14 protein-coding genes and 2 pseudogenes are annotated in these 21003 nt (G+C 73.8%); 7 read left to right on the top strand and 9 right to left on the bottom strand.

Features of this window, described 5'->3' with window-relative positions; all coding sequences use genetic code 11:
• Window positions 1–157: 157 nt before the first annotated feature.
• Entirely contained in the window at window positions 158–853 is a 696-nt protein-coding gene (locus O7626_RS36250; protein ID WP_278065454.1) for an adenosylcobinamide amidohydrolase, read from the bottom strand.
• 465 nt (window positions 854–1318) lie between these two features.
• Between O7626_RS36250 and O7626_RS36245 the strand changes: the two genes are divergently transcribed.
• The 7 genes from O7626_RS36245 to O7626_RS36215 all read left to right on the top strand — a co-directional run bounded on the left by O7626_RS36245 (window position 1319) and on the right by O7626_RS36215 (window position 10432).
• On the top strand, window positions 1319–1996 hold the full coding sequence (locus O7626_RS36245) for a Crp/Fnr family transcriptional regulator (RefSeq protein WP_101369128.1): 678 nt from the start codon (window positions 1319–1321) through the stop codon (window positions 1994–1996).
• Between the two features lie 208 nt (window positions 1997–2204).
• Window positions 2205–2819 (top strand): TetR/AcrR family transcriptional regulator, encoded by a 615-nt coding sequence (locus tag O7626_RS36240; protein WP_278065453.1) that lies wholly within the window; start codon window positions 2205–2207, stop codon window positions 2817–2819.
• 48 nt (window positions 2820–2867) lie between these two features.
• Complete coding sequence (locus O7626_RS36235; RefSeq protein WP_278065452.1) at window positions 2868–3677, top strand: TIGR03084 family metal-binding protein; 810 nt, start codon at window positions 2868–2870, stop codon at window positions 3675–3677.
• On the top strand, window positions 3674–5428 hold the full coding sequence (locus O7626_RS36230) for an acyclic terpene utilization AtuA family protein (protein ID WP_278065451.1): 1755 nt from the start codon (window positions 3674–3676) through the stop codon (window positions 5426–5428). Before O7626_RS36235 ends, O7626_RS36230 begins: the two co-directional genes overlap by 4 nt.
• Entirely contained in the window at window positions 5425–7026 is a 1602-nt protein-coding gene (locus O7626_RS36225; protein ID WP_278065450.1) for a carboxyl transferase domain-containing protein, read from the top strand. The genes O7626_RS36230 and O7626_RS36225 overlap by 4 nt, the downstream gene beginning before the upstream one ends.
• 82 nt (window positions 7027–7108) lie before the next feature.
• Complete coding sequence (locus O7626_RS36220) at window positions 7109–9145, top strand: biotin carboxylase N-terminal domain-containing protein (RefSeq protein WP_278065449.1); 2037 nt, start codon at window positions 7109–7111, stop codon at window positions 9143–9145.
• Between the two features lie 60 nt (window positions 9146–9205).
• Window positions 9206–10432: an acyl-CoA dehydrogenase gene (locus O7626_RS36215; protein WP_278065448.1), complete on the top strand. Its 1227-nt coding sequence runs from the start codon at window positions 9206–9208 to the stop codon at window positions 10430–10432.
• A 42-nt stretch (window positions 10433–10474) separates the two neighbouring features.
• Here O7626_RS36215 and O7626_RS36210 read toward each other — a convergent pair whose 3' ends face one another.
• The 8 genes and pseudogenes from O7626_RS36210 to O7626_RS36175 all read right to left on the bottom strand — a co-directional run bounded on the left by O7626_RS36210 (window position 10475) and on the right by O7626_RS36175 (window position 20636).
• On the bottom strand, window positions 10475–11824 hold the full coding sequence (locus O7626_RS36210) for a hypothetical protein (protein ID WP_278065447.1): 1350 nt from the start codon (window positions 11822–11824) through the stop codon (window positions 10475–10477).
• On the bottom strand, window positions 11821–12762 hold the full coding sequence (locus O7626_RS36205; RefSeq protein WP_278065446.1) for a transporter substrate-binding domain-containing protein: 942 nt from the start codon (window positions 12760–12762) through the stop codon (window positions 11821–11823). The genes O7626_RS36210 and O7626_RS36205 overlap by 4 nt, the downstream gene beginning before the upstream one ends.
• Window positions 12763–12873: 111 nt before the next feature.
• The gene (locus O7626_RS36200) at window positions 12874–14673 is read right to left on the bottom strand and encodes a protein kinase (protein WP_278066475.1); all 1800 of its coding nucleotides are present in this window, start codon (window positions 14671–14673) and stop codon (window positions 12874–12876) included.
• 70 nt (window positions 14674–14743) lie between these two features.
• Entirely contained in the window at window positions 14744–15187 is a 444-nt protein-coding gene (locus O7626_RS36195; RefSeq protein WP_278065445.1) for a hypothetical protein, read from the bottom strand.
• A 190-nt stretch (window positions 15188–15377) separates the two neighbouring features.
• Window positions 15378–18974, bottom strand: a pseudogene (locus O7626_RS36190) (adenylate/guanylate cyclase domain-containing protein); the annotation flags it as partial.
• Between the two features lie 113 nt (window positions 18975–19087).
• Window positions 19088–19873, bottom strand: a pseudogene (locus O7626_RS36185) (MBL fold metallo-hydrolase); the annotation flags it as partial.
• A 149-nt stretch (window positions 19874–20022) separates the two neighbouring features.
• Window positions 20023–20484 (bottom strand): RidA family protein, encoded by a 462-nt coding sequence (locus O7626_RS36180; RefSeq protein WP_278065444.1) that lies wholly within the window; start codon window positions 20482–20484, stop codon window positions 20023–20025.
• Entirely contained in the window at window positions 20481–20636 is a 156-nt protein-coding gene (locus O7626_RS36175; RefSeq protein WP_130465462.1) for a DUF4177 domain-containing protein, read from the bottom strand. The genes O7626_RS36180 and O7626_RS36175 overlap by 4 nt, the downstream gene beginning before the upstream one ends.
• Between the last annotated feature and the right edge of the window lie 367 nt (window positions 20637–21003).

Raw genomic sequence — 21003 nt, 5'->3', positions numbered from 1 at the left:
CCCGTCCAGACGAACCGCGTTGCCGGCGATCGACGGAGGTCATGATGGCCCACCCACGCCACGCTCGCGACCCCTCACCGGCCACCGTCGCGACCCGCCGCCGCGCTCGACGGGCGCGACCCGATACGGACGGGAGGTCGGGGATTCGGGGACCGGGTCAGCGGTGTGACCAGGGAACGATCGGCAAGGCACCGCCATCGCGTACCGCCCGGCAGGCGGCGCGGGCCAGCGGGGCACCCCAACGGGATCGCGGACCCCCGTACGGCGCGGCCGGGCCGTCCGGCGGGCAGAGCACGGTGACCGCGTCGGTGGCGGTGCCGGTGGCCGGCAGGCCCAGTTCCCGCAACGCCTGCGCCTTGGCCTCGGTGATCGTGGCGACGGCGTTGACCAGGGCCGCGTCGCCGAGGCGCTCCGGCAGCAACGCGACGACGTTTACCGTGCCGACATGCTGAACCGACCCTGATGCGGGCGCCGGGACGGGTGCGGGTGCGGGTGCGGGGGTCGGTGCGGGCTCGGCTGCCGCCCAGATCGGGGCGCCGAGGCCGACGGTGGCCCAGACCCGGACGCCGTCGTCTGCGGTGGCCACCACCTCGGTCACGTCGACGCCGGTGAGCAGACCGACCCCGGGTCCGCGCAGGCCGAGCCGGTCGGCCAGTTCACCGAGGTGGACCTCCGGGTCGTCCCGGCGGTACGACATCGGCACGGTCGCGTTCACCACCCAGTGCCGTACCCCGATCCCGCCGCCGAGCGGCCCGGAGCTGATCGCCAGCGCTGGCCGGTCGAGCTGCCAGACCAGCAGCGGCACCTGCCGCCCGTCCTCGACCCGGTAGGTGAACAGCGGCTCGTTCTGCACGGCCCGACTCTAACGACCCGACCCCACACACCCACCCGACCGCGCACACCCTGGCCGTCCGTCAACGGGCGCACTCCCCGGAACGACCGTCTCGTGCGCGTCACTGGGCACTCCATTCACCTGGACCCTCGCCGTTCACCTGGACAACAAGGGCGTTACGGGGAGGGGATGACGCCTCTGTTGTCCAGGTCGGTGCGCGGTGGGTGAGTGGGTGGGTGGGGAGGAGAAGGGTGGGGAGGAGAAGGGTGGGGGGTGGGGGGTGAGGGGTGGACCCGCCCGGGTGGACACGCCGGGCGCGAAACCGGGCGTACCCCCGGGTTATGTGGGGTTGCCCCGCCCGGCGCCGGATCAAGATTCCAGGGGTGCTCCTCCGATTAGTCTTCACATGCGCCTAGACTTGGCGGCGCGCGCCGGATCACCGGCCGGAACCCGGCCGCGGACGGCTCGCGTGGGCGGAGGTGCGCGATGGACGAGGTGTTGGCTCGGAGTGGGATCTTCCAGGGTGTTGACCCCGAGGCTGCCGAGGCACTCGCGAAGGACATGGAGACCCTTGAGGTCCGTAAGGGCGAAATCGTCTTCAACGAGGGCGAACCAGGTGACAGCCTCTATATCGTCCTGAGCGGCAAGATCAAGGTGGGCCGCCGGGCCGCCGACGGCCGGCAGAACCTGATCGCCGTGATGGGCCCCTCCGACATGGTCGGCGAACTCTCGCTCTTCGACCCCGGCCCGCGTACGGCGACCGCCACCGCCGTGATCGACACCCGGCTCGCCCGGCTGCGCAAGCAGGCGCTGCGCCCCTGGCTGAACAACCGGCCGGAGATAGCGGAGCAACTGCTCCGGGTGCTCGCCCGCAGGCTGCGCCGGACGAACGACAACCTGGCCGACCTGATCTTCACCGACGTGCCCGGCCGGGTGGCGAAGAACCTGCTCCAGATGGCGGGCCGGTTCGGCACCCGGGACGGCGGCGTACTCCGGGTCACCCACGACCTGACCCAGGAGGAGATCGCCCAGCTCGTCGGCGCCTCCCGGGAGACCGTCAACAAGGCGCTGGCCGACTTCGCCTCGCGCGGCTGGCTGCGCCTGGACGGCAAGAGCATCATCATCCTCGACCCGGAGCGCCTGGCCCGCCGCGCCCGCGTCTGAGCCAGCACGCTGCTCCGACCGGTTCTGCCGGACCGCGTTCTGATCGACCCCGCACACCCGGCCCCGTATCACCACCCACTGGATGGTGTGCGGGGCCGAACCACGTCGGCCGGCCGCCCCTGAGAAGGGTGTGCGAGCTGGACTCGACGGGCCGGGCCGAGAAACAAGCAGTCTTGACTGTTTGTTTCTCGGCCGACAGGCTGGTCCCATGTCCACCGCACCGACCCGTACCCCGCAGCGGGAGCGCAGCCGGGCGACCCAGGCGCGGGTGCTGGAAGCCACTGTGGACTGTCTGGTCGAACGGGGCTGGTCCGGCACCACCACCACGGTGGTGGCGGCCCGGGCCGGCGTCTCCCGAGGCGCCCAACTGCACCACTACCCGACCAAGAGCACCCTGGTGATGGCCGCCGTCGAACACCTGGCCGAGCGCCGGGCAGCCGAGATCCGCGCCGAGGCGGCCGGCCTGCCGGCCGGACCCGAACGGCTCGACCGAGCCGTCGACATGCTGGCCACCGCCTTCACCGGACCGCTCTTCGTCGCCGCCCTGGAGCTGTGGGTCGCCGGACGGACCGATCCGGAGTTGCGCGACGCGCTGGTGCCGCTGGAGGCCCGGGTCGGCCGGGAGATGCACCGGCTCACCGTCGACCTGCTCGGCGCCGACGAACGGCAACCTGGGGTACGCGAGGCGATCCAGGCGACCCTCGACCTGCTCCGTGGGCTCGGGGTGGCCAACCTGCTCTCCGACGACTCGACCCGGCGCACCGCCCTGCTCGGCGTCTGGAAACGACAACTCGCCTCGATCATCGCGACGAAAGCGCACTGACCCCAACCGCACCGACAACCCCACCGCGAAACGGCAAGGAGCCTGCGCATGGTCGACCTCGACAGCCTGCTGACGGACCTGGCCGCCGAGTCGGCGGCGCTGGAGACGCTGGTGGCGGAGCTGCCCGAGCCGGACTGGTCCCGCCCCACCCCCGCAGCCGGCTGGACCATCGCGCACCAGATCGCCCACCTCGCCTGGACCGACCACGTCGCCACCCTCGCCGCCACCGACGTCGAGGCGTTCGCCGAGTCGATCCGGCACGCGGCGGAGGATCCGCACGGCTTCATCGACCGGGGCGCGGCGGAGTTCCTGGCCCCCGTACCCGAGTTGTCGCGGCGGTGGCGGGCCGGCCGGTCGGCCCTGGACCAGGCCCTGCGCCGGGTACCGGCCGGCGGCAAGATGCCCTGGTACGGCACCCGGATGTCGGCCAGCTCGATGGCGACCGCACGGATCATGGAAACCTGGGCGCACGGCGAGGACGTCGCCGACGCGCTCGGCGTCACCCGGGTCCCGACCGCCCGGCTCCGGCACGTCGCCTACCTCGGTACCCGTACCGTCGGACACGCCTTCGCCACCCACGGACGCCCGGTCCCCGACGTGCCGGTGCGGTTCGAGCTGACCGGCCCGCACGGCGACTCCTGGCAGTTCGGGCCGGCCGAGGCGGCGGACCGGGTCACCGGGCCGGCGCTGGACTTCTGCCTGCTGGTCACCCGGCGGCGGCACCCCGCCGACCTGGCGCTGGTCGCGGTCGGGCCGGTCGCCACCGAGTGGCTCGGCATCGCCCAGGTCTTCGCCGGCCCGCCCGGCCCCGATCGGCCGCCGGCTGGGGCGGACGCCCCGGGCCGGCCGGTACGGTGATCGGACCCAGCCCGGACGTGCTGCGGATCGGCAACGCCTCCGGGTTCTACGGCGACCGGTTCGACGCCTGGCGGGAGATGCTCGACGGCGGCGAACTCGACGTGCTGACCGGCGACTACCTGGCCGAGCTGACCATGCTGATCCTCGGCCGGGACCGGCAGCGCGACCCGGAACTCGGCTACGCCCGGACCTTCCTCCGGCAGCTCGAACCGTGTCTCGGCACCGCGCTGGACCGCCGCGTGAGGATCGTGACGAACGCCGGCGGGCTGAACCCGGCCGGGCTGGCCGCCGCGCTCCGCACCCTCGCCGACCGGCTCGGGCTGCCGGTCCGGATCGGGTACGTCGACGGCGACGCACCGCACCGCCCCGGCGCGCTGACCGCGAACGCGTACCTTGGGGCGTTCGGCATCGCCGCCTGCCTGAGCGCCGGGGCGGACGTGGTGGTCACCGGTCGGGTCACCGACGCCTCGCTGGCGGTCGGCCCGGGGATCGCACACTTCGGCTGGACCCGCGCCGACCTGGACCCGCTGGCCGGGGCGACCGTCGCCGGCCACCTGCTCGAATGCGGCGCCCAGGTCAGCGGCGGAAACTTCAGCTTCTTCACCGAACTGCCGGACGGCGGGCGCCGCCCCGGTTTCCCGGTCGCCGAACTGCACCCGGACGGCTCGGCGGTACTCACCAAGCATCCCGGCACCGGCGGCGCGGTCACCCGGGAGACCGTCACCGCCCAACTGCTGTACGAGATCGCCGGCCCCGACTATCTCGGCCCGGACGTGGTGACCCGGCTCGACACGGTCACCCTGGCCGACGCCGGCCCGGACCGGGTACGCGTCAGCGGGGCGCGCGGCACGCCCCCGCCGCCCACCCTCAAGGTCGGGGTGACCCGGCTGGGCGGCTTCCGCAACTCGATGACCTTCGTCCTCTGTGGACTCGACGTCGAGGCGAAGGCGGCACTGGTCCGGTCCCAGCTCACCGACGCGATCGGTGCCGACGGGCTCGAGTTCACGCTGGCCCGTACCGACCACCCGGACGCGGCCGACACCGAGACGGCGAGCGCGCTGCTGCACGTACACCTGAGCGACGGCGACCCGAAGCGGGCCGGGCGGGCGTTCTCGGCCGCCGCCGTGGAACTGGCCCTGGCCTCCTACCCAGGTTGTACCCTCACCACCCCGCCCGGCGACGCCAGCCCGTACGGGCTCTTCGCCGTCGAGGAGGTGGCCCAGGAGCGGGTACGCCAGGTCGCGGTCCTGCCCTCCGGCGAGCGCGTCGAGATCGCACCCCCGACGCTCACGGCGAGCTACCCCGGCCGGCCGACAGCCGAGGGCGGGGCGGCTACCGGGAACCGGCCGACAGCCGAGGGCGGGGCGACCCGGCGGGCGCCGCTCGGGGCACTGGTCGGCGCCCGGTCGGGCGACAAGGGTGGTGACGCGAACCTCGGGGTGTGGGCCCGGTCGACCGACGGCTACCGGTGGCTACGCGGATGGCTGACCGTGGACCGGCTCCGCACCCTGTTGCCGGAGGCCGCCACCCTGCCGGTACGCCGCTACGAACTGCCGAACCTGCGGGCGGTCAACTTCGTCCTGCCCGGGCTGCTCGGGGCGGCCGGAGCGGCCGGCTCGACCCGGTTCGACCCCCAGGCCAAGGCGCTCGGCGAGCTGCTCCGCGCCCGACTCGTCGAACTGCCGACCGAGCTGCTGACCGCGCCGGAAGGCGGGACCATGCCGCAGCACGGACGGAGGAGCTGGTCGTGAGTGTGTTGCGGACGGCCGTCGACCCGGCGGCCACGGCGTACCGGGAAAACCGGGCGGCGATGCTGGACCGGCTGGCGGAGCTGGCGGGCGCGCTGGACGCCACCCGCGCCGGTGGCGGGGAGAAGTACGTGGCCCGGCACCACGCCCGGGGCAAACTGCTGGCCCGGGAACGGATCGAGCTGCTCCTCGACCGGGACGCCCCGTTCCTGGAACTCTCCCCGGTCGCCGCCTGGGGCACCGACTTCCCGACCGGGGCCAGCGTGGTCACCGGGATCGGGGTGGTCGAGGGCGTCGAGTGCGTCGTCGTCGCCAACGACCCGACGGTACGCGGCGGCGCGGTCAACCCGTACACGTTGCGGAAGACCAGGCGGGCCGGCGAGATCGCCTACGCGAACCGGCTGCCGATGGTGAACCTGGTCGAGTCCGGCGGGGCCGACCTGCCCAGCCAGGCGGAGATCTTCATCCCCGGCGGGCAGGTGTTCCGGGACCTGACCCGGCTCTCGGCGGCCCGCATCCCCACCGTCTCGGTGGTCTTCGGCACCGCGACGGCCGGCGGGGCGTACGTGCCGGGGATGTCCGACTTCACCATCATGGTGCGGGACCGGGCCAAGGTCTTCCTGGCCGGGCCCCCGCTGGTCAAGATGGCCACCGGCGAGGACGCCGACGACGAGTCGCTGGGCGGCGCCGCCATGCACGCCGGCACCTCCGGGCTGGCCGACTTCGTCGCCGCCGACGAGCGGGACGGACTGCGGCTGGCCCGGCAGTGCGTACGCCGGCTCGCCTGGCGCAAGCACGGCCCGCCGCCCCGCACCGCCGTGCCCGCGCCGCCGAAGTACGACCCGGAGGAGTTGCTCGGCATCCCGAGTGGTGACCTGCGGGTGCCGTTCGACCCGCGCGAGGTGCTGGCCCGGATCCTGGACGGCTCCGAGTTCGACGAGTTCAAGCCGGCGTACGGGCGCAACCTGGCGACCGGCTGGGGTGAGCTGCACGGCTATCCGGTCGGGGTGCTCGCCAACGTGCAGGGGGTGCTCTTCTCCGCCGAGGCGCAGAAGGCGGCCCAGTTCATCCAGCTCGCCAACGCCGCCGACACCCCGCTGTTGTTCCTGCAGAACACCACCGGCTACATGGTCGGCACCGAGTACGAGCAGGGCGGCATCATCAAGCACGGGGCACTGATGATCAACGCGGTGTCGAACTCGACCGTGCCGCATCTGACGGTGAACCTCGGCGCCTCGTACGGGGCGGGCAACTACGGCATGTGCGGGCGGGCGTACGAGCCGCGTTTCCTGTTCACCTGGCCGAACGCCAGATCGGCGGTGATGGGGCCGAGTCAGCTCGCCGGGGTGCTCTCGATCGTGGCCCGGCAGGCGGCCCAGGCCAAGGGCCGGCCCTACGACGAGGACTCGGACGCCGCCATGCGGGCCATGGTGGAGCAGCGGATCGAGGCGGAGTCGGCCGCGCTGCACCTCTCCGGGCGGCTCTACGACGACGGCGTGATCGACCCCCGGGACACCCGTACCGTCCTCAGGCTCTGCCTCTCCGCCATCCACAACGGACCGGTACGCGGCGCCGACACCTTCGGCGTCTTCCGCCTCTGAGGTGTTAGGAAGGGCCCCCGCTACAACAGAAAACGATAAGAAGGGGCCCTTCCTTACACCTCAGGCGCAACGATAAGGAGCGGTGACGATCCGCAGACTGCTGATGGCCAACCGGGGCGAGATCGCCCGGCGGGTCTTCGCCACCTGCCGGTCGCTCGGCATCGAGACGGTCGCCGTGTACTCCGATCCGGACGCCGGGGCGCCGTACGTCGGCGAGGCCGATCTCGCGGTCCGGCTGCCGGGTGCGGCACCTGTGGACACGTACCTCCGGGTGGAGTCGCTGGTCGAGGCGGCCCGGCGGTCCGGGGCGGACGCGGTGCACCCCGGCTACGGCTTTCTCGCCGAGGACGCCGGGTTCGCCGCCGCCGTCGGCGACGCCGGGTTGACCTGGGTGGGCCCGCCGGCGAAGGCGATCGCGGCGATGGGCGACAAGACCGAGGCGAAGGCGCTGCTGTCCGACGCCGGGGTGCCGATGCTGCCGACCTACGCCGACCCGGAGCGGATCACCGCGTTCCCGGTACTGGTCAAGGCGGCGGCTGGCGGCGGCGGGCGCGGCATGCGGATCGTCCGCGAACCGGCCGACCTGGCGTCCGCGATCTCCTCGGCCCGCCGGGAGGCTGCCGCCACCTTCGGTGACGGCACCGTCTTCGTGGAGCCGTACGTCGAGCGGGCCCGGCACGTCGAGGTGCAGGTCGTCGCCGACGGGCACGGCACGGTGCTCTCGCTCGGCGAGCGCGAGTGCTCGATCCAGCGCCGGCACCAGAAGATCGTCGAGGAGGCGCCCTCGGTCGCGGTCACCCCGGAGTTGCGGGCCGGGCTGGAACGCGCGGCGGTGGTCGCCGCCCGCGCCGTCGGCTATCTCGGGGTGGGCACTGTCGAGTTCCTGCTGACCCCGGCCGGCGAGTTCCACTTCCTGGAGATGAACACCCGGCTCCAGGTCGAGCACGCGGTCACCGAGTGCGTCACCGGCCTCGACCTGGTCCGGCTGCAACTGCTGGTCGCCGAGGGTGGTGCGCTGCCGGCGACCGCCCCGCCGGTCAGCGGGCACGCGATCGAGGTGCGGCTCTGCGCCGAGGACCCGGCCGCCGACTGGCTGCCGGCGACCGGCACGCTGCACCGGTTCGCCGTGCCGGGGGTGGACGTCGAGTTCGGCGTCGACCGGCGGCGCGACTCCGGGCTGCGGCTCGATTCCGGGGTACGGGACGGCTCGGTGGTGGGGGTGCACTACGACTCGATGGTCGCGAAGCTGGTCGCCTGGGCACCGACCCGGGACGAGGCGGCGCGGGCGCTGGCCGGGGCGCTGCGCCGGGCGCGGCTGCACGGCGTCGCGACCAACCGGGACCTGCTGGTCCGGGTGCTCGGCTCGGCGGAGTTCCGGGCGGGCGAGATCGACACGGCTTTCCTGGACCGGCATCCGGAGGTCTTCACCCCGCTGCTGCCGCCGGACCGGGTCGGGCTGGCCGGGCTGGCCGCCGCGCTGGCCGGGGCCGCCGCGCGCCGGGCCGCCGCCCCGGTGCTCGGCACCCTGCCGTCCGGTTGGCGCAACGTCCCCACCACTCCACAGACCATCGGGTACGCCACACCGGCCGGCCCGCTGGAGATCGACTACCGGCTGGACCGCTCCGGCGCCCTGGTCGCCTGGTCAGCCCGGCCCGCCGACGCCGCTCCGCCAGCATCGGACGGCGCCGCACAGCCGGGAACGGGTGCCCGGCCCGAGGTGGTGCTGCTCGGCTGCGAACCGTCCGGCACCGTGCTGCAAGTCGACGGCGTACGGCAGGTGTACGCCGTACACCAAGTCGGGGCGGTCTGCTTCGTCGACGGTCCCGACGGCTCGGTGACGCTCACCGAACTTCCCCGGTACGCCGAGCCGGCTCCGGAACTGGCCGAGGGTTCGCTGCTGGCCCCGTTGCCCGGCACGGTCAGCCGGACCCTGGTGGCGGTCGGGCAGCGGGTCGCCGCCGGTGAGCCGCTGCTCGTGCTGGAGGCGATGAAGCTCGAACACCCGGTCACCGCCCCGGGCTCCGGGGTGGTGACCGAACTGCCGGTCACCGCCGGCTCCCAGGTGGAGACCGGCGCCGTACTCGCCGTGGTCACCCCGGAACAGCAGCCCCCGGCCTGACCACGGAACCGCCGTGACCCGGCCACCCACCCAGGTCCCCTCGTCGGAAGGCATCCCCGCATGGACTTCGATCCCACCCCCGAGCAGCGGCAGCTCCGGGAGGCCGTCCGGGCGCTCGGGCAGCGCTACGGCCACGACTACTTCGTCGCCAGGGCGAAGGCCGGCGAGCACACCACGGAACTGTGGGACGAGGCGGGCCGGCTGGGATATCTGGGGGTCAACATCCCGGTCGAGTACGGCGGCGGTGGCGGCGGCATCACCGAACTCGCCATCGTCTGCGAGGAACTGGCGGCGACCGGCTGCCCGCTGCTGCTCCTGGTGGTCTCGCCGGCCATCGCCGGCACGGTGATCGGCCGGCACGGCACACAGGCGCAGCGGCGTACCTTCCTGCCGGGGCTCGCCGACGGATCGTCGAAGATCGCCTTCGCCATCACCGAGCCGGAGGCCGGCTCGAACTTCCACCGGCTCGGCACGGTGGCCCGACGGGAGGGCGCCGAATGGGTACTCTCCGGCCGCAAGTGCTTCATCTCCGGCGTGGACGAGGCCGATCACGTCCTGGTCGTCGCCCGGGTACCCGACGACGAGCCAGCCACCCCGACGCAACCGGCCACCCCGACGCGACAGGCCGACGAGCGGCTGCGGCCGGCGCTCTTCCTCGTCCCGACGGACGCGGCCGGACTGACCCGGTCCAAGCTGGAGATGGAGATCGTCTCCCCGGAGAACCAGTGGCTGCTCTACCTCGACGACGTCCGGCTGCCCGGCGACGCACTGGTCGGCGGGACGGCCGAGCCGGACGACCGGGGCGGGCTGGACACCGGACTGCCGGCCCTCTTCGCCGGGCTCAACCCGGAGCGGATCACGGTCGCCGCGATGAGCGCGGGCACCGGCCGGTACGCCATCGAGCGCGCCTCCGGCTACACCGCCACCCGGCGGGTCTGGGGCCGGCCGGTCGGCACCCACCAGGGCGTCTCGCATCCACTCGCGCACGCGGCCGTCCAGGTGGAACTCGCCCGGCTGATGACCGCCAAGGCCGCCACCCTCTACGACGCCGGCCGGGACGTCGAGGCGGGTGTCGCCGCGAACCTGGCCAAGTACGCCTCGGCCGAGGCGGCGGCGCTGGCCGTGGACACCGCCATCCAGGTGCACGGCGGCAACGGCATGACCACCGACTACGGGGTGGCCACCCTGCTCGGCGCGGTACGGGCCGGCCGGATCGCACCGGTCAGCCGGGAGATGATCCTCAACTTCGTCGCCCAGCGCGTACTGCGGCAGCCGAAGAGCTACTGAGCCACCCGAACACCCGAACCGCCGTGGTGTGCCGGCGCCAGCTCAGCGGACCGGGCCGGTACGGCACTCCGCGTCGATCCGGTTCACCGGGCGTACCCGCCGACCCATCCCCTCCAGCAGCGAGTCCTCCACGTGGAAGCCGTGGATCCGCAGCCGGTACCGGGGCAGTTCCTCCTCGGTCGGGCAGAGCACCTGCGCCTCGACCTGGCCGGTCGGCACGTACCGGACCCCGCCCCGCTCCTGGAGGATCACCATGTTGACATCGTCCACGGTGATCACGTGTCCCCGGATCCGCTCGACGCCGCCGGTCTCCGACCCCGGCGCCCCCGACCCGCCGCCCGGACCCGGCTGCGTCACCCCGGAACCCGTCCCGGTGTCGGTCCCAGAATCCGTCCCGGTGTCGGAATCCGTCCCGGTGCCGGTCCCGGAATTCGTCCCGGTGTGGGTGCCGTCGTCGGCGGGCCGGATCGTGGTCACGGTCAGCGGCAGCACCGGAGTGGTGATCACCGGCAGCGCCGCCCAGCAGAGCATCCCGAGCACCGCCAGCTGCGCGGTCATGGCGAGCGGTCGGGCCACCACCACCGGTACGGGCCCGGTGACGAGCATCGCCAGCAGCGGCGGGGCCGCGACGACGAGTACCGCGAACGCCTCCCGCTGCGCCCAGGCGTCGCCCAGGGTCGGCAGCACCAGTACGGCGTAACCGGCCAGCAGCGCGCCGAGGATCAGCAGCCGGGGGATCCGCCGCTCGTCGAGCCGGTCCGGACTGAGCTGGAAGGCGGCCGCGAACGCCGGCAGCAGCAGCGGCAGGTAGAGGATCGGCCAGGTGGCGAGCGCGACGGCGAAGCTGGCGATCACCACCCACGGCGGGGCGGTCGCCCGCCAGCGGGCGAAGATCGGCGGACGGCGCCCGATCCGGTGCGACGGGTTGCGCTCGGCGCTGACCAGCAGCACGGCGCCGATCGCGAAGACCGCGACCAGCCCGGCCGAGACCAGCCGGGCGGCGGTGGTGACCAGCGCGGCGGCCAGGTTCACCGGGTTCACGTTGGCGACCAGCAGCAGGGTGGTCTGCAACTCGCCACCGGCCTCGACGCCGAGCCGGAGCACCGAGAAGATCGCCGGTACCCCGACGACAAGCGTCCAGAACGACTGGCTGGCCCGGGATCGCCGCTCCGTCGCGTCGGTGGCGGACGGCCAGCCGAGCGCCGGCCCCTCCCGCCGGCCGTCGCCGTCGCCGTCGCCGTCACCGTCGGCCGCGGTCGCCATCCCCACCGGGACGCCGGACTTCGGATCCCCTGTCAACGGCAGCTCGGCCAGCCGCACCGGGTCGACGTCGGTCCGAGCTCGCGGGGCGCCGGGCCGGGAAGCGGTCGGCTCCGGCCCGGAGGGGATCACACCGGTGCCTTCTCGTCGAAGTCCACCAGGTCCGGGACGTTCAGCGGCGGCGGCTGCTGACGGTCCGGCCCGAGCCACGGCCCGAGGTTGCGGTGGTACGCCGACAGCCACGGACTCGTCCGGCCGGCCCGCCCCTCCAGGTAGCTCTTCTGTAGGAAGAAGGCGACCAGGTCACGCAGGGCCGGATCGCTGATCGGCACCCCGACGCCGAGCTGCTCGCTGGTGCCGAACGGCATGTCGACGATCTCGAACCGGGTCGGGTAGCTGGAGCGGAAGCCGGCGAGGATCGTCTCGTCGGAGCTGACCGCGTCGTACTTGTTGTCGATCATCCCCTGCACGCAGTCCCGGACGTTCTTCACCACGAGTGTCTTGACCTCGTGCTTCTCCAGTTCCGCCTCGGTGGTCGACCCCCCGCCGACGCAGACCCGGAAACCGGGGGTGCGCAGGTCCTCAATGGTGCGGACCTGGTTCTTCAGCGCGACGGGGATCATCACCTCCTGGGTGGTGACGAAGTACGGCCCCGCGAAACTCACCAGCTTCTGCCGCTCCTCGGTGATGGAGAAGCTGGAGACCACGATGTCGACCTGCCCGCTCTGCAGTGCCGGGATCCGGTCCTCGGTGGCAAGGTGCACGAACTCGATCCGCTCGTCCCCGGCATAGCCGAGCGAGGCGGCGATGTACCGGGCGATGTCGATGTCGAACCCGCGGTACTCGCCGTTCTCCTCGCGTACGCCCATCAGCGGCTCGAAGGTGGCGACCCCGATCCGCAGCTTGCTCTGGCCGTAGATGTGCGACTGTTTGAGCTTCTCCTGCACCGACGGCGGCTCGGGGCCGCGCTGGCTGTCGCAGCCCGCCCCCGCGGCGAGCAGCAGGGTGAGCACGACCGCCAGGGTCGTGCCGAGCAGCCGTACCCGGCCGCTGGGCGATCTCTCGGTCATCGGCGGACCCCGGTCTGGAAGGGGGATGCTGACGCCGAGCGTAACCGGCAATGTCCACTTCGGTGGTCAGCGCGGCACGGCAACCGGCATCGCCCGGCGGTCAGTTGGCGGTCAGTTGGCGGTCAGGGTGGGGCCGGTGAGCCGGTCGACGCCCTTGCCGGCCAGGCAGCGGAAGGTCCGGCCTGCCTCCCCGGCCGTCGGCGGCAACACCTCGAACTTCCATGCGGCGGTGTCGATGAGCGTGGTGGTGCGCCGGAAAACTGTCGCGTTGCAGACCTGGCGGACCGTGCCGTCGTCCTTCACCGCCGCGTGGTCGGCCGGGTCCAGCCCGTACGGCAGGTCACCCTCGGCATAGGACTCCCAGGTGTGCCGGCCCGCGCAGGACGTCTCGCTGGCCTCCGCCGCGGTGCCCCGCAGCCGGACCGGCCCGAAGCACTCCAGCTCGACCGGGCAGCGGGCGACCTCGGGCAGCGGCAGCTGGCAGCCTGGCAGGGCACCGATCCCGGCCGTCGGACGACCGGCGGTCGGGCCGGCGGTGCTGGGCAGCGCCCGCCCGCTCGGCGACGGGCCCGGCCCGCCCCGGGTGGCGACGTACCAGGAGCCGCCGGCCATGGTGGCGACCAGAGCCAGCGCGCCCAGCCCGCCGAAGATCCAGTAACGCCGTTTGCGGCGGCTCGGCCGGGAGACGGTCGGCTCGCCGTCCACCTCGGGCGGCCCGGATCCGGGCCGGGGTGGCGGCGGCGTGTAGGACCTCGAAAGGTAGACGCTGGGCGGTGCACCACCCGAGGTCGACGCCCCGGAAACCGGACTCCCGGAAACCGGACTCCCGGAGACCGGACTCCCGGAGACGGGCACGCCGGAGACGGGCACGCCGGAGACCGGAACGCCCGAGACCGGCATGCGGGGCGAGGGCGTGGAGGTGGACCCGGCCGCCGCCCCCACTCCGGCACCCGACGAGACTCCGCCGCCGGAGGCGCCTGCGCCGGACTGGTCGCGGAGCGCGCCGGGCGGCCAGGAGCCGCCGGAGACCGGAATCCCGGAGACCGGAATCCCGGAAACCGGGATCCCCGACACCGGCACGGCGGCGACCACGCCCGACTTCGGCGTGTTGACCACCGTCGGCGGATCCAGTGGTACGGCCGCGAGCAGGTCCCGCAACTGTTCCGCGCTGGGCCGGTCGGCGGGATCGTTCGCCATCCCGTAGCGCAGCAGGTCGAGAAACCGGCCCGGTACGCCCGGCAGCTCGGGAATCGGCTCGGTGAAGAGTTCCAGCAGGGCGAGCAGTCCGGGGTTGCGGTCGGCCTGCCAGCGCGGCGGCTTGCCGCTCATCACCGCGTAGAGGGTGGCGCAGAGGGCGTAGACGTCGACGGCCGGCGAGGGTGGACTGTGCCGGAACATCTCCGGCGGCGCGTACGCCGGGGTCAGCACCTCCAGCGTGATCGCCGAGTCGCGCGCCTCGGCGAGTACGGCCAGCCCGAAGTCGGCAAGCGCCGGCTCGTTGAACCGGGAGTAGAGGATGTTGGCCGGCTTGACGTCCCGGTGCAGCACCCCGAGCTGGTGTGCGTCGGCGAGCGCGTCGGCGATCTTCACGCCGACGTCCCGCGCCTCCGCCGGATCCAGCGGCGAGGTACGCATCCGCTCGGCGTACGACCCGTCGCAGAGTTCCATGATCAGATAGGGGTGCTGGTCCTCGGTGACCCCGGCGTCGAAGAGGTCGACCACGTGCGGGTGCGAGGACATCCGGCCGGCGGCCCGGGCCTCGCGGAGGAACCGGCGCTGGTCCCGCTCGCTGTCCAGCGTGCGGTTCTCGACCTTCACCGCCACCTCACGGCCCACGGACTGCTGGGTGGCCCGGTAGACGGTGGCGTAGCCACCCCGGGCAAACACCTGCAAATCCGTCAGACCTGGCACGACGGGCATCGGCAGCGCGCCAGGCGGGGTCTCCGTCACAGATTCGAAAATACCGGGAACATGAGTCGGTTCAGCCCCCCGCACCCTCGGCTGTTACCGGCTGGTTGCCATCGCGCCGGCCGTCGTACCAGAGACCGGCGGCGGTGGCAAGCGCACCGATACCCTCCCAGAGGGCCACTCCGAAGAACCGTCCCGGCGCCACCCCGGTCAACACCAGCACCGTGAAGACGGTGAAGGTCAGCAGCCGGAACGGCACGGTGAACGCGAAGAACGACCGCCACTGGGTAGCCGCCGCGAGCAGGTAGTAGACGCCCATGTTCAACGAGGCCATCGACGAGGCGGCCACGAAGGTGCGGGTGTGGTCACCGGTGGCCCGCCCGGCCGGGTCGAGCACCTCGAAGCCGAGCATGCCGAGCAGCCACTCGGGACGGATCAGGCCGACGGCGCCGAGCAGCGCGGCAAGCCCTCCGAAGACGGCGACGGTCCAGCCTGCGGCGGTACGAGGCAGCTTCACCCGCGGTCCTTCACACCGGCGCCGGTCCCCATGGACGGCAGTGGATCTAGGCTAGCGGCTGTCCCGGCCGGGCGGTATCCCGGAGATCGACGGTATCGAACTGGACGGCCGGACCCGGCAACTCCTCGATGTCCCGCCGCTGCCGGACCAGCACCGGCCGGTCCGGGGCGGGCCCCGTCGACGGCCGGAGCAGCCGGTCCCGCAGTTCCTCCGCCGCAGCCCGTTCACTTGCCTGCTGCGTCGAGTACGCCAGCCGGACCGCCTCCTCGGCAGCCTCCGCCGCCGCCACCGGCTGACCCGCCCCGGCCAGCGTCTCGGCGAGTACCCGCACCGCGATCACCCGACTGCGGATGTCCTCGCCCGGAGACTCGGCCGCCTGCCGGGCCCAGTCCAGCGCGTCCGCCGTACGCCCGTCGGCGAGCAGCGCGGAAGCGTACCGGGCCAGGGCCTGGCGGCGGCTTACCAGCACCGAGGGCACCGCACCGGCGGTGGCGATCGGTTCGAGCAGCCGTACCGCCGTCGCCGCGTCGCCGTCGGCCAACCGGCTCGTCGCGAGCAGCATCCGGGGACCGAGCTGGGTCGGCGCCAGCGGATTGTGCGGCTCCACCGCCGCCAGCACCGCCTCGGCGTCCCGTTCCGCCGCCGCGACGTCGCCCCGGTCCAGCGCCACGAACCCGCGCAGTGTGCCGGCGAGCCCGGTCAGCAGCGGGTGCGAGGTGCGCCGACCGTAGCCGAGCGCGTCGGTGAGCAGATCGGTGGCGTGCTCCGGTTCGCCCACCCCGCGCGCCACCGCGCCGCGTACCACCAGGGCGAAGCCCCGGCCCCAGTCGTCGGAGGCGGCGGCGAAGTCCCGGTACGCCCGCCGCGCCTCGCGGTCGGCGTCGGCGAGTTCACCGAGTTCGGCGGCGGCGAACGCCTCCACCGCGCGCAGCGTACCCACCGCCCACGCCTCGCTGACCCGCTCGCCGAACGGCAGGAAGACCTGGGCCAGCCGGCGTGCCTCGCCGAGCCGGCCGGCGAGCAGCCGGGCGAACGCGGTGGTGCCGCGCAACCAGGCCCGGCCCACCGGATCGTCGATCTCGGCGAAGAGCCGGGCCGCCCGGCCGAGCACCGCGTCGGTGCCGGCGAAGTCGCCCCGGGTGGTCGTCACCCAGGCCAGGTTCTGTAGCGACCAGGCCTGCCCCCGGGGGTCGTCGGCATCCAGGTTGACCTGGTACGCCCCGGCGAACCGGCTGCTGGCCTGGCTCAGCCGCCCGCTGACGAAGTCCGCCATCCCGAGCCGCCGCATCGCCGAGGCGCGCGGTCCCGGCAGGTCGTGCCGGGTCGCCACCTGCAACGCCTCCTGCCAGGAGTGCACCGCCCGCGCCTGGTCGCCCTGGGCCAGGTACGCCTGACCGACCACCAGCAGTGCCCCGGCCCGTACCGCCACGTCGTCACCGGCGTTCGCGCCGATCTTCTCGGCGAAGGCCAGCGCCTCGGCGATCCGCCCCACCTGGAGCAGGGCGCGGGCGTGCACCAGCCGGTCGCCACCGGGTACCGACTCACCGGCGAGCCGGGCGGCGCGTTCGGCGTACTCGACCGCCTGGGCCGGTTCCCCGGCGGCGAGTGCCCGGCGGGCGGAGCGGCCCAGCGCGGCCATCCCGAGCGGCGCCACGTTCCGGGCGGTGGCGTCGGGTCGCAGGCTGATCACGTCGGCGAGGGCGCTGGCCCGTTCGGCGTGCTCGGCGACGAACGCGTCGCGTTCGGCTGTCGGCAGCCCGCTCGCCCCGGACGGGACCGCCTCGGCCAGCCCGGCACCCGGGTTCGGCGGGGCGGCCCACTCGGCGAGCGCGGCGTGCCGGTCGGCGAGGTCGGCCTTGCCGATGCCGGCGTAGACGGCCTCCCGCATCAGCGGGGTGGCGAAGATGTAGCCGTCCCGGTTGCGGTGCAGCATCCGGCGCTGGAGCAGCTCCTCGACGGCCCGCTCCAGTTCGACCGCGACGACGGCGGTGGGGCGCCCCTCGCGGCCGGCCCGCCGCTCGCGCAGCGCCTCCAGCGCGCCGGCCGGCACCGTGTCGCCGACCACCGCCGCGTCCCGCAACGCCGCCCGGGCGTCCGCCGGCAGCGCGTCGATCCGGGCCGCCAGCACGGCGGCGAGGTCCCGGGAGAGCAGCCGGCTGCCGAGCGAACCGGGCGCCAGCCGCCAGATCCCGGCCGACCCCCGGCCGCGCACGGTGGTCAGCGCGCCCCGCTCCATCAGCAGGGTGACCAGCTCGGCGAGGTAGAACGGGTTGCCCTGGGCGGTGGCGAGCAGCCGGTCCACGTCGGCCTGGGGCAGCCGCCCCCCACCGAGGTACGCGGTCAGCAGCCGGGCGGCGTCCGCACCGCGCAACGGCGGCAGCGCGTGCACCTCGGCGTCGGAGACCCGGGTCAGCGCACCGGCGGTCCGGACCAGCTCGGGGCGACCGAACAGCAGCACCAGTACCGGACCGGTCAGCCGGGACAGGGTCACGCCGAGCGCGTCGACGGTCTCCGGGGTGGCGTCGTGCAGGTCGTCGACGATGACGGCGAGCGGTGTCTCGGCGGCGAGCGCGCTCAGCAGCTCGGCGACGGCGGCCGGGATAGCGTCCGAGTCCGGGCCCGGTTCGCCGGCCGACCACTCGGCGGGTCCCGCCGGCACGGTGCCGTGCGCGGGCGGCAGCTCGGCATAGCCCAGCAGGGCGAGCAGCAGGTCGACGGCGACCGGCGGCGGGTCCGGCCGATATCGGGAGAGCCGCTGGCCGAGCCGGCGCAGCCGCTCCTCCACCACCGGCCGGGTGACGGCGGTGGCCGGGCTGTCCGGCAGGCCGACGGCGGCCCGGACCAGGTCGGCGAGCGGGGCCAGCCGGCGGCGCTCACCGAACGCCGCGCACTTCACCGAGAGCACCCGGGCACCGGTGTGTGTCGCGTAGCGGCCGGCGCCGACGTCGTAACCGGCGGCCAGCCGCTCGACCTCGGCGGCGAACCGGGACTTGCCGATCCCCGCCTCGGCGGTCATCAGCAGTACCCGCGGCTGCCCCTGGTCGATCACCTCGGCGAGTCGGCCGGCGACCCGGCCGATCTCGGTCTCCCGCCCGACGAACGGTGCCTCGTCACCGAGCCCGGAGCGGGTGCCGGGTGCGTCCAGCAGGCCCAGCAGCTCGTACGCCTCGACCGGCTCCCGCTTGCCCTTCAGCCGCAGCGGCCGGAGCTGCCGCCAGGAGGCGACCCGCCGGGTTGCCGCCGCCGTACGCGCACCGGCATAGACGGCGCCGATCGCGGCGGCGTCGGCCAGCCGGGCGGCGGTGTTCACGGTGTCGCCGATGACGGTGTACTCGATCGAGGCCTGGATCCCGGCGACGACGTCACCGGTGTTCAGCCCGACCCGCAGGCCGAGCGGGGCTCCGCCGCCCTGCTCGTCGTCGAGGACCCGGCGCACCGCGCGCTGCATCGACAGCGCCGCCCGGACGGCCCGCTCGGCGTCGTCCTCGTGCGCGACGGGGGCGCCGAAGACGGCCATGATCCCGTCGCCGGTCAGCTTGTCGACGTGCCCGCCGAAGGTCTTGACCGCACCGGCGAGCGCGGCGAGGACCCGGTCGGTGACCGTACTGACCCGCTCGGGGTCGAGGTCTTCCGACCAGGAGGTAAAATCGGACAAATCACCGAAGAGCACCGTTACGACGCGGCGCTCCGCTTGCGGCAGGGTCGCGGCAGCCGGCAGCGCGACTCCACAGTTGTGGCAGAACCGCGCACCGGGTACGGCGACAGTTCCACACACCGGGCAGGTCACGGATTTTCCAACCCACCGGACCCCGGGCCGGATTCCCGGTTCTGCGCGACGGGGCCGGATTTCCGGCTCCCCTGACCGGAATCGCCCGCCTGGTCCGGACCGGAACCGCCCGCCTGGTCCAGACCGGAATCGCCCGCCTGGTCCGAATGACCGAGATAGCCGAGCTGGGCCCGGACCGACCACTCGGCCGCCGGCCAGAGCGACCGGTCCACGTCCGCGTAGACCGTCGCCACCACCTCGGCGGCGGTCCGCGCCCCCCGGCCGAGCGCCGCGCGGACCTGGTCGAGCCGGGCGTGCCGGTGGGCCAGGTAGAACCGGGCCGCGGCGGCACAGTCGGCCAGCGGCGGCCCGTGTCCGGGCAGCGCCGGTACGCCGGAGAACTCGGTCAGCTTCGCCAGGCTGGCCAGGTAGTCCCCGAGATCACCGTCGGGGTGCGCGACGACCGTGGTGCCCCGGCCCAGGATGGTGTCGCCGGTGAGGACGGCCCGCTCGCCAGCACCGTCGACGACGAAGCAGAGCGAGTCGGCGGTGTGGCCCGGGGTGGGCAGCAGCCGGATCCGCAGGCCGGCCAGTTCGACGTTCGACCACGCGCAGCGGGCGGTCAGCTGCTCGGCGCCGGTCAGCTCCAGGAACCTGTCCAGCCCCTCGGTGTGGTCGGGGTGGCCGTGCGTGACCAGCACCGCGGCGACCCGACCGTGCTCGGCCACGGCGGCCAGGTGACCCTCGTCCAGCGGTCCGGGGTCGATCACGACCACCTCGCCCGCGCCGGGCACCCCCAACACCCAGGTGTTGGTGCCGTCCAGGGTCATCGGCCCCGGGTTGGGTGCCCGGACCAGCGCCGCCCAGCTCGGCAGCTGGTCGGCAAGCGCCGCCGCCGGCGCGGTCACGTGCCCGGTCATGGCAGAGATGGTACGACCCGCGGGCGAACAGTCCGTGACCTGCCGCGTTCCGGCTCGGGTCCGACGGCCGTCCGCCGGGCCAGGTGCGGATGCGGATGCAGATGCGGACGCGGCTCAGCCCGGGGCTGACTCGGGCCACCTCGACCGGCTCAGGCCACCTCGACGATGACGTCGATCTCGACCGGCGCACCCAGCGGCAGCTCGGCGACCCCGACCGCGCTGCGGGCATGCCGGCCGGCCTCGCCGAACACGGTGCCGAACAGCTCTGAGGCGCCATTGAGCACGCCGGGCTGCCCGGTGAACCCGTCGGCGGAGGCCACGAAACCGCTCACCTTGACGATCTTGACGACGCTCTCCAGGCCCACCAGCGCGTCGATCGCGGCGAGGGCGTTGAGCGCACACTGCTCCGCCAGGTCCTTCGCCTGGTCGGCCGAGACCCCCGCACCGACCCGGCCGGTGGCCAGCAGCTTGCCGTCCCGGATTGGCAACTGGCCGGAGACGTAGACCTGGCGGCCGGACTGCACCGCCGGCACGTACGCGGCCAGCGGCGGCACCACCTCGGGGAGCAGCAGGCCCAACTCGGCGAGCTTGGCGTGTGGCCCAGCCGTCACGACTTGGCCCGCTTGAGATACGCGACGAGCTGCTCCGGGTTCGGACCGGGTATCACCGCCACAAGCTCCCAGCCGTCCTCGCCCCAGTTGTCGAGAATCTGCTTGGTGGCGTGCGTGAGCAGCGGCACCGTGGCGTACTCCCACTTCTGCATCGCTAGAGGTCTCCTCGTCTCGGACTTGTCGGCGACAGCCTACGGGCTGCGGCCCCGGCGGTACGCGTACGCCTCCCGAATGGTGCCGGCGGAACCGGGCTCTGTCCCACGGCGCGTAGGCGTGGCTGCTCCGGTCGGGCGGGCCGGGATACCCTGCCGGGGCGGGTCGCCACAGCCCTTCCGCCACACCCACGGACCACGCCAGCCCTCCCGACCCGCCGGCCGGCGCCTTGACCACCGCATCGGGGCCGTGCGGGGATTGGGGAGACATGAGGCAACCGTCCGACGGCGACGAACCCGCCCACCCGCCGGCCGAGCCCTCACCACCGGCCGAGCAGACACCCTCGCCGGAGGCACCGGCACCAGC

It is taken from the genome of Micromonospora sp. WMMD1102, from assembly GCF_029626265.1.
Taxonomy (GTDB): domain Bacteria; phylum Actinomycetota; class Actinomycetes; order Mycobacteriales; family Micromonosporaceae; genus Plantactinospora.
Note: the sequence above shows the minus strand (reverse complement) of the source record. Positions and strands in the feature narration are given on the sequence as shown.